This is a genomic window from Gaiella sp., from assembly GCF_039915195.1.
Taxonomy (GTDB): domain Bacteria; phylum Actinomycetota; class Thermoleophilia; order Gaiellales; family Gaiellaceae; genus Gaiella.
The window spans coordinates 1-8,486 of sequence record NZ_JBDSNT010000138.1 but is presented as its reverse complement, the minus strand read 5'-3'; the positions used below and the strand labels follow the sequence as shown (position 1 = coordinate 8,486).

At 66.6% G+C, this 8,486-nt stretch carries 8 protein-coding genes and 2 tRNA genes; 4 read left to right on the top strand and 6 right to left on the bottom strand.

Going from position 1 to position 8,486, the window contains the following annotated elements; genetic code table 11:
- The 3 genes from ABIR74_RS12720 to ABIR74_RS12710 all read right to left on the bottom strand — a co-directional run.
- A partial coding sequence (locus ABIR74_RS12720) for a nucleotidyl transferase AbiEii/AbiGii toxin family protein (RefSeq protein WP_348178698.1) occupies nt 1–279 on the bottom strand: 279 nt, incomplete at its 3' end.
- Entirely contained in the window at nt 276–1,217 is a 942-nt protein-coding gene (locus ABIR74_RS12715; protein ID WP_348178696.1) for a DUF6088 family protein, read from the bottom strand. The genes ABIR74_RS12720 and ABIR74_RS12715, both read right to left, overlap by 4 nt.
- Before the next feature lie 95 nt (nt 1,218–1,312).
- Nucleotides 1,313–1,385: transfer RNA gene (locus ABIR74_RS12710), tRNA-Lys, on the bottom strand.
- A gap of 113 nt (nt 1,386–1,498) precedes the next feature.
- Here ABIR74_RS12710 and ABIR74_RS12705 point away from each other — a divergent pair.
- The 3 genes from ABIR74_RS12705 (at nt 1,499) to ABIR74_RS12695 (ending at nt 2,894) form a co-directional block, all read left to right on the top strand.
- Nucleotides 1,499–2,137 (top strand): hemolysin III family protein, encoded by a 639-nt coding sequence (locus ABIR74_RS12705; RefSeq protein ID WP_348178694.1) that lies wholly within the window; start codon nt 1,499–1,501, stop codon nt 2,135–2,137.
- Nucleotides 2,138–2,173: 36 nt separating this feature from the next.
- Nucleotides 2,174–2,572 (top strand): peptide-methionine (R)-S-oxide reductase MsrB, encoded by a 399-nt coding sequence (msrB, locus tag ABIR74_RS12700; protein ID WP_348178692.1) that lies wholly within the window; start codon nt 2,174–2,176, stop codon nt 2,570–2,572.
- A gap of 187 nt (nt 2,573–2,759) precedes the next feature.
- On the top strand, nt 2,760–2,894 hold the full coding sequence (locus ABIR74_RS12695) for a hypothetical protein (RefSeq protein ID WP_348178690.1): 135 nt from the start codon (nt 2,760–2,762) through the stop codon (nt 2,892–2,894).
- A 440-nt stretch (nt 2,895–3,334) separates the two neighbouring features.
- Here the strand turns inward: ABIR74_RS12695 and ABIR74_RS12690 are convergent.
- Nucleotides 3,335–3,407 (bottom strand) — tRNA-Val (locus ABIR74_RS12690).
- Between the two features lie 251 nt (nt 3,408–3,658).
- On the opposite strand from ABIR74_RS12690, the gene ABIR74_RS12685 reads away from it, so the two are divergent.
- Entirely contained in the window at nt 3,659–6,088 is a 2,430-nt protein-coding gene (locus ABIR74_RS12685) for a hypothetical protein (RefSeq protein ID WP_348178688.1), read from the top strand.
- A gap of 61 nt (nt 6,089–6,149) precedes the next feature.
- On the opposite strand, the gene ABIR74_RS12680 is transcribed toward ABIR74_RS12685, so the two are convergent.
- Together ABIR74_RS12680 and ABIR74_RS12675 are read right to left on the bottom strand one after the other, a co-directional pair.
- Nucleotides 6,150–7,649: an amidase family protein gene (locus ABIR74_RS12680; RefSeq protein ID WP_348178686.1), complete on the bottom strand. Its 1,500-nt coding sequence runs from the start codon at nt 7,647–7,649 to the stop codon at nt 6,150–6,152.
- 478 nt (nt 7,650–8,127) lie between these two features.
- Complete coding sequence (locus ABIR74_RS12675) at nt 8,128–8,358, bottom strand: hypothetical protein (protein WP_348178684.1); 231 nt, start codon at nt 8,356–8,358, stop codon at nt 8,128–8,130.
- Nucleotides 8,359–8,486: the final 128 nt, after the last annotated feature.

The following is an 8,486-nucleotide window of genomic DNA, read 5'->3' as shown; positions in this document are numbered from 1 at the left end:
CTTGAGGATCCGGTCCGTCTTGTTGCCACCGGGTCGTGACTCGAACATATCTCGGTTGACGAAGAGGTCGATGTCTTCCGAGAAGCGGTTGATGAGACCCCATCCCTTCGAGAGGCTTGTGCCACCTTTGAACACGGCCTTGTCGTCGAGTTGCTCGACAACGATCCGCAGGATCTCGGTGACGTAGTAGTCCTTCTCGACGAACTGCTCGCTGACTCCGAGACGTCTCGCTGCTTGCAGGATCGCCTGTTCGAATTCTTCGCGTTCGAAAAGCCTCACTTGGCCTGCCACTCTCGGGCGTAGCGCAGCGACTCGAGCCGGCCGAAGTCGAAGCGGCTCAGCGGATTAAGGCCATGTCTCAACTGACCGAGTAGTTTCGGCGACTTGTGAAGTTCCTCACCGAGCGCGCCAAGCATGGCTCGCACGCGAGGGGGCTCCGACTGAGCCGCACGGACAAGACGTCGAAAGCGTTCATCGTCAGCGAGGAGTCGGCGGAGACGCTCCGCGGTGGCATCTGGCGGAAGATCGCTGTAGACACCGCGCTGACGAAGGAACTCGAGGATCGCACCCTCCTCAGTCGTGAGCTCAGTGCGCGTCAGCGGACGCCCGGTGTGAACAAGCGCGTTTCTGAGCGCGCGGGGCGCCGCGGCGGCGTGCGTCGCGAACTCGCCGCGACGCGGGTTCTGTGTGCTCAGTCCAAGAACGTTCGCCGCCGAGAGTCCCGATGGGTGAACAGGAGCATTGAACGTCTCTGCGGCAACAGCATCCGAGCTAGGGATGCTAGGCCCGAACGATGTGGGTTCCGAGTGGTAGTAGACGCCCTTGGCAACCCGCTGAAGGATCCCTTCCTTGGCAAATCGCGAGAGAGCCTGTGCAACCGCTCCGGACGGAAGGTCAGCAAAGTCCGAGTGCTTCCAAAGCCGCTGGCCTCCCCGAGCGATGCGCTCGCGGACGGTCGCAGAAGCACTCCGACGCGACTTCTGTATCTTGGCGGCATTCACAACAAGAACGTAGCCAGCGATACCTATTTGTGTCAAGTTTTTTGCTAATAAAACTTGCCACTTCTGCCCGCATGGACGCTCCGTTTCAACCTTCCGCGACCTGTCACGCGGGAGGTCGAGGCCGCTCAGTGTTGAATAAAGCGCGGTCATGTCCGCGGCGGCCAGTTCGGCGACGAGGACAATGAATCCTCTTGAACATGCTGCAACGAACTGCAACCAGCTGCAACAAGCTGAGTGAGCGTACGCGCATACGTACGTCGTTCAATACAACAAGGACAACAGAAAACCGCGTAGTTACAGGGTTGTCGTAGTGGGCCGTGCTGGGATCGAACCAGCGACCTTGGGATTAAAAGTCCCCTGCTCTACCAACTGAGCTAACGGCCCCGGGAGGAGTGTAGGCAACGGTCGCCGGATCTCGGTGCGAGTGGGGCCACGTGCTGCGAACGATTGCGGCGACGGCGAGCGAACGCCCCCCGGCGACCAGGCACAATGCAGATGTGACGATTCTGGAGAAGCCTCGTTTCCGGGGGGTGTCGCATCTCTGGGCGTTCTTCGTTGCGATCGTCGCCGGCTTCGTTCTGGTCGTTCTCGCGGACGGTGCGCTGCCACGGTTCGCGGCCTGGGTCTACGGCATGGCCCTCGTCGCGATGTTCGGCGCGAGCGCGCTCTACCATCGCTATCCGTTCAAGACGGCGGCGCGGCGCGTCTGGGCACGACGTCTCGACCACTCGACGATCTTTCTCTTCATCGCCGGGACCTACACCCCCTTCGCACTGCTCGCCTTCAAGGGAGCGATCAGCTGGATCGTGCTCGCGACCGTCTGGTTCGGCGCCGCACTCGGCGTCGTTCTCAACTTCTTCTGGCTCGACGCTCCGAAGTGGGTGTCGGTGCTCGCGTACATCGCCGTCGGCTGGGTCGGCGTGATCACGATCCCCCAGATGCTCTCGGGCGTCGGCCTGCCGGGTTCGGTCCTCGTGATGATCGGCGGCGTTCTCTACACCGTCGGCGCGATCGTGTACGCGACGCACCGGCCGAATCCGTTTCCCGCCACCTTCGGGTACCACGAGATCTTCCACGCGCTCGTCGTCGCCGCGGCGTCCGTGCAGTTCGTCGCCGTCGCGCTCGTCGTCCTGTAACGCCACGAGCCCAACTTTGACGGTACGGTCATGAGCATGGATGAGAACACACAGCTGACCGATGCCGAGTGGCGTGCCCGCCTCACTCCCGAGCAGTACGCCGTGCTGCGCCAGAAGGGAACCGAGCGAGCGTTCACGGGGGCGTACACGGACGAAAAGACCCCCGGCACCTACCGCTGCGCCGGGTGTGGGACAGAGGTCTTCCGCTCCGACGCGAAGTTCGACTCGGGCTCCGGCTGGCCGAGCTTCGTCGAGCCTGCGTCGCTCGAGAGCGTCGAGACCCACGACGACACGAGCTACGGGATGATCAGGACAGAGGTCACCTGTGCAGCCTGTGGCGGCCACCTCGGCCACGTCTTCCCGGACGGGCCGGGACCGACGGGGCAGCGCTACTGCATCAACTCCTGCGCGCTCGAGCTCGAACCCCGAACGTAAACTTCTCTCGAAGCGCACCTCACGGAACCACAGGGAGGTGCTCCGATGGCAGTGGCGAGAAGCGCTCCGAATCGAGTGCTCTCTCGATCTGATCGTGGTCGCGCCAGGGCGAGGTCGTCGTCGCCCAACCTTCGACCGCGAACCTCTCGGCGATAACGCCGCGTCCGGACCGGCCCGGCTTCTACCGTTGCGACTCGCGCAGGTCGGGATCCTCTGGCTCATCGTTTGTGGAATCGGCGGGCGCGCTCTCTTCATGCCCTCTGTCGTCGAGGGGCGCCTGATAGTCGTTGGCGCTCTCGAGTTGCTCCTCGATCTCACGTGAACCGGAACGCTCCGGTGCGTGCAACGGTTCGTTGCCCAGACGGTCGCGCTCCTCTTGCCTATCCTCTTCTGTAGCCATTGCTGCGGCTCCTTCACATCGATTGTCGGTGCACGACAAGACGGCGTCCTGGATCGGAGCGTCCCCCGAGTCTCCCCCGCGGAAGAGCCAGGCAAACCTGCGCCCGCGAGTGAGCAGTCCGCCTCGACCCGGAACGACTCCTGGGAGGACGGCTAGCCCGGCTCCGTCGAGGGAGTCGTCGACGCCAAGACCGACGTGGGGAGACGACGGCCGGCCGTCCCCCCGAGCTGCGTGATGAACTCCTCGCCAAGAAAGCATCTGCTTGCAATGTCGATCAAGGCGGGCTCGTGCTCGAGGTGAGGGCCGGTGCTCGCTGGCCTGAGCGTCGGCGTCACCCGGCAGAGGCTTACGCCGCACGCCAATGGGCGGTGACGGGCTCGAACCGCCGACCCCCTCGGTGTAAACGAGGTGCTCTACCAACTGAGCTAACCGCCCTGGGCCCGTAAGGATAGGCGCTATCCGCCAAACGGTGACCGGTCTTGCTGCGTAGAAACCCTCGGACGAGGGAGTTCCAAGGCGATCCGAATGTGCGATAAACGTCGTGGTGTCGGCGATCAATTCTCATCCTGGGCAGAATCGTTCCCGGAATGACCGGCGGTTGATCTGCTGCGTGGTGCGGCCTGCGGCGTCTTTCGTGCTCGGTGTCGGGAGACGCCGGCTTCGACTAGGACCCGACGGTGCCGCGTATGAGCGCTGACAAGCGAACCGAGTCCGACGGCCTGCGAGAGTCGCTCGATGTACTCACCGAGCGGGTCGACACGCTTGCGGCGATGGTGCGCGAAGCGACCGGTGGAATTGCTGCGAACCGCGGCCAGGTTTCGGCGCTCGACCGTCGGCTGCAGGAGCTGACGGGGCAGGCGTGCGATCAGACGTCGGCCGATCTCGCTGCCCTGCGCGGCGAGATCGACGCCTTGCGCGGGTTCCTTGCCGACCAGCCGAACCGGTCCGATTCGATCGCGGCGGCGGCATCCGATCCGCTTCGTGAGACGATCACAGAGCTAGCAGGACGAATAGACACGCTCGGCGAGGTCGTACGATCGACCTCCGGACGCATGGTTGGGGAGCAGAACAGGACGTCGGAGCTCGCCGACGCGTTGGCGGAGCAGGACAGCCGGGCGGAGGCGCGGTTCGCCGAGATCCAGAGACGGCTCGAAACCGTCTCGCAGCAGGCGGAGCAGGCGCTCAAGGCGCCGCCGGCCCAACCCCCGGATGCGGCCCTCGAGGCCCGGGTCGCGAACAAGGTTGGCGTGCTCGTCGACCGCGTCGACTTCCTCGCGGAGACAGCAACCGCGACGGCGGGCCGGCTGGCCGCGACGGACGGCGAACTCTCGACCTTCCAGCAGCGTAGCTCTGAGGCCCTGTCGAAGCTCGAGCGGCGTAGCGAAGAGGCACTTGCGAGAACCGAGGGCGCCTTGCAGGCCATGCGCGGCGATCTGGAGACGGTCAAGTCGAAACACGATGTCGACCCGATGCTCTCCGACCGGATGAGCAGTCTGCTCAACTCTGTCGAGGCCCTCGGATCACGTGTTGGCACCCTGTCCGGGATCGTCAGCGAGACAGCGGGGCGTGTTGCGGGTCGTGAGAGGGAGATCGCGGGTCTCGACAGCAGAATCGACGAGGTCAGCCTGCGGATCGAGAGCGTCGCGACGCAGCTGCGCTCCGAGATCGATGCCATCGCCGCAGCTCCGGCGGGAGCCACGTCTACGGGGGCCGAGACGGATGCCCGTACGGAGGCGCTGGGCTCGCACCTCGCGTTACTCGAGTCGGCGCTTGCCGAAACGGCCGGTGCGACCGAGCAGCTCGGGCTCGACCTGCGTAACGAGGTCACTTCGCTCGCGGCAGCCGTTGCGCAGGAGCATCACGAGGTCGTCGAGGCGACGAGAGCGCTCGAGGCGCGCGGAGTCGCGCTCGAGGCCCGGATGGACTCGCTCTCGGCGTTCGCGTCGTCGTCGGCAGCGCGGGGCTCGGAGGAAGTGGAGGCGCTTGCGGCGGCGGTCGTGCGGCGACACGCCGAAGTGCTCGAGGTAACCGCAGAGTGGGAAGCACGTCGCGCGGATCTGGAGCGGCGGATGGACGATCTGACGACGTTCGCCGCCTCGACTGCCGAGCGTGGCGCCGATGAGATGAGTCGCGCTCTGACGACACTCGCAGTCCGCCTCGAGCGGCTCGAGCACGACCGGCAGGCCGTCGCGACCGACGCCACCTACGTCGAGTCGTCGTGGGCGGAGGAACGCGCCGCGCTCGAGATCAGACTCGACGAGATCGCAGCCTCGATCACGGCAGAGGTTTCACCCACCGCGGATGTCGGCAGGCTCGTGGACGAGCTGGCAGATCGCCTGGCGCGGATGGAGGACGAGCGTGGCGCGGTAGCTGACCTCGCTGCCCTAGCCGAGACGTGGACGTCCGAGCTCGCGTCTCTCGAGGCGCGCGTCGATCAGGGCCTCGCGACATTGGGCGATCAGGATCTACCAGCACTCGGGGACGAGGCCGAAACCAAGGTGGCTGTCGAACTCGTCGAGAACGTCGACGACCTCGCTCACCGAATCGAGCAGATCGAGACGGATCGCGACGTAGTGCGTGCCGAGCTTGCGAAGACTGCAACGTCCTGGGCGACCGAACGGGCGGCTCTCCAGGAGCGTGTTTCCGAGCTCGCAGCGCTCATCGTCACGGGCCCGATGCACGCCTCCGCACCCGGTGCGCCGGACGCTGAGACCGAGCACACTCCGGTGGAGCTCGATCGGCTGAGGATCGGTGTCGAGGGCCTGCGCATGCGCCTCGCCTACCACGAAAAGACCGTCTCGGACCTCGCGGGCTCGAAGGGCGTCATGCAGCGGCTCGACGAACTAGGCACTCGTCTCGATCAGCTGTCGGCGATCGTCATGGCCCAGCAAACTGGCCATCTGCCGGTTCCAGGCCCGGCGCAGACGCTACCCGCAGCGCCGGTCGTCGAGACTTCAGGGATTCTCACCCGACTCGACAAGGCGGATCAACTGCGCGCGCAGAGCCGCGAGAAGATGCTCGAGCAAATGGAGAAGATCGCCACTCGCTTGGACTGGCGCTTGCAGCGCCTCGAAGCCGCGGGCGTGCCCGTCGCCGCCGGCGTCGACGAGAACTGAACGACCCCGTTCGAACCGAGAGCCTCTCGCCGCGCGTGCGCTCGGGACGACTATCGGCCTTTCAACCGCGCGCCGCGGGCCTCCAGGCTGGCATCAGCACACCGGCGGCACGGAGGCCAAGGGCCTCCTCGACGGCATGGCCGATCGCGAGCAGCTTCTCCTCGGCATAGGCCTGCCCGATCAGGACGAGGCCGACGGGGAGACCGTCAGCGAGGCCCATCGGGATACAGAGCACCGGCCAACCAGCGATCGACGGCGCGGCGCTCGCGAGTCCTCCGCCGATCGATGCGTCGCCGTTGACGAGGTCGCTCTTCCAGGCGGGCGCGTACGCAGGTGCGATAAGGAGATCCGGCGCGTCGGCCCCCGAGAAGGCGGGCTCGAGGCAACGGCCGAGTACCTGTTCGAGGTTGCGGGCACGCGCCTCCGCGTACTCCGGTGCGCCGCGTCCCCCGGTCGTCAGCGCCTGCTCGAAGAGCTCCTGCCCGTAGTGCGCGAGCTCGGCGTCCGCGTGCTCGCGGTTGAAGGCGACGACGTCGGCCAGCGACGCAGGGCCGTCGCCCGGCCGTGCCGCGAGATACGCGTCGAGATCGGTCTGGAGCTCGGCGAGGAGGACGACGAGCTCATCGGTACCGAATGCGCCTGGAGGCGTGACGTCCACGTTTGTCACCGTCGTCCCGCGGCCGCGGAGCGTCGCGAGCGTCTCCGTGAAGAGCGCGTCTGTCGCAGGGTGGCCACTGAGCCAGGCGTCTGCGGCACCGAGCGTCGTCTCGTGGAGCGACACGGTGCCGCAGACCCCGCCGTAACGGGTAGTGCCTGCGAGAGCATCGAGCAGGAGGGCGGCATCGTGCACCGTGCGGCTCATAGGCCCCGGCGCGTCCTGGCTGCCGCTGATCGGCACGATCCCCTCGGTAGGGAGAAGTCCTACGGTTGGCTTGAGACCAACGCAGCCGTTGAGCGAGCTCGGGCACGTGATCGACCCGTCGGTTTCGGTGCCCACCGCGAGCGGCGAGAGCCCGCCCGCCACGGCCGCCCCCGACCCCGAGGATGACCCACCCGCGCTGCGATCGAGCGCCCACGGGTTGCCGGTCAGACCTCCCACCGCAGACCAGCCACTCGTCGAGCGCGAAGAGCGGATGTTCGCCCACTCGGACAGGTTCGTCGCGCCGAGCACGACGAGCCCGGCCTCGCGCAGGCGCGCAACGAGCGGCGCGTCGCGGCCAACGGTGCGATCGGCGAGCGCCAGGGACCCTGCTGAGCCCGGGAGTCCGACGGCCTCGATGTTGTCTTTGACCAGCACTGGCACTCCGTGCAACGGACCGCGGACGCGGCCGGTCGCGCGCTCTGCATCGAGCTGTTCGGCGACGGCGAGCGCATCAGGGGCAAGCGCGAGGACGGCCCGGAGGTTGATCTCGCCGGGGCCGTCGACTGCAGCGATCCGATCGAGAAGTGCATGCGTGACGGCGACCGAGGTGGTGCGGCCCAAAACGAGATCGGCGGCGATCTCCGCCGCGGTCGCCTGTCCCAGGTAAGCCGAGGCGGGGTGAGGGTCAGCGGGGTTCATGCTCGAACTCTCGCAAATCAGCGGATTCCGCGCCGGCGCGAGACGTCAACCGCTGCCGTCAACCCCGTCCGAGGGACGAGTCAACTCCCAAGGGGTGAGTGCGCTCTCTCGGGCGACGATGCACGATGCGGCTACCTCGACGGAACGCGACGGTGCGGCGGACGCGGAGGTCGGGAGATACCGGTTCATCTCTGATGGGCCATCGAAGAGGGGGCCTCGGCGGTGGCCCCCTTTTCGTTGCCCGTAGGGCGGCGCCGAGAGAGGTCGGCACCGCCCCGCGTTCTCCCGAAGGTCTACGGTCGCGTCGTCACGTAGTGCGTCCGGCGACTGGATCGTGCAGCCGTCCTGCACCGGCGGGTTCAGCTCGGGGTCGGCTTGCACCGCCGCGACAGGGCTCGAATCCGCAGCTCGCCGGTCCGACAACCCGGTCTGCGACGAGATTGGAGCCATCGGTCGGCATGGGACCCGAAATCCTGGCTCACGCGCTGCTTGATTGGGTCGGCTCGAGGCGGAGGGCTGTCGCCTCCTCCGCGAGGCCGGCGCGAAGGATTGCGATGGCCGCCCAACGGAGAACGGCCAGCGCCTCGTCGTCCTCGAGGCGGCAGACGTCCTTCATGATCACGAGCGAATCGCTGCCGATCGTGAGGGCGAGGGCGGCTTGTAGGCGTCGCTTGCTCTCATCGGGCAGATCGGCGAGCGGTTCGAGCACTTGAGCACGTTGCTGGACGGCGCGGTGCACGAGGTGATCCCGTCTCCGGTCGGAGCGCTCGACGACGCGGCGTCCCAGCGCGCCTACTACGAGCTGCTCTTCGGCTCGATCGAGGGTGAGCGTGTTGA

Coding starts and splice junctions, on each gene's coding strand:
- ABIR74_RS12685 (WP_348178688.1), top strand. CDS start 3,659: ATGAGCGCTGACAAGCGAACCGAGTCCGACGGCCTGCGAGAGTCGCTC.
- msrB (WP_348178692.1), top strand. CDS start 2,174: ATGGATGAGAACACACAGCTGACCGATGCCGAGTGGCGTGCCCGCCTC.
- ABIR74_RS12680 (WP_348178686.1), bottom strand. CDS start 7,649: ATGAACCCCGCTGACCCTCACCCCGCCTCGGCTTACCTGGGACAGGCG.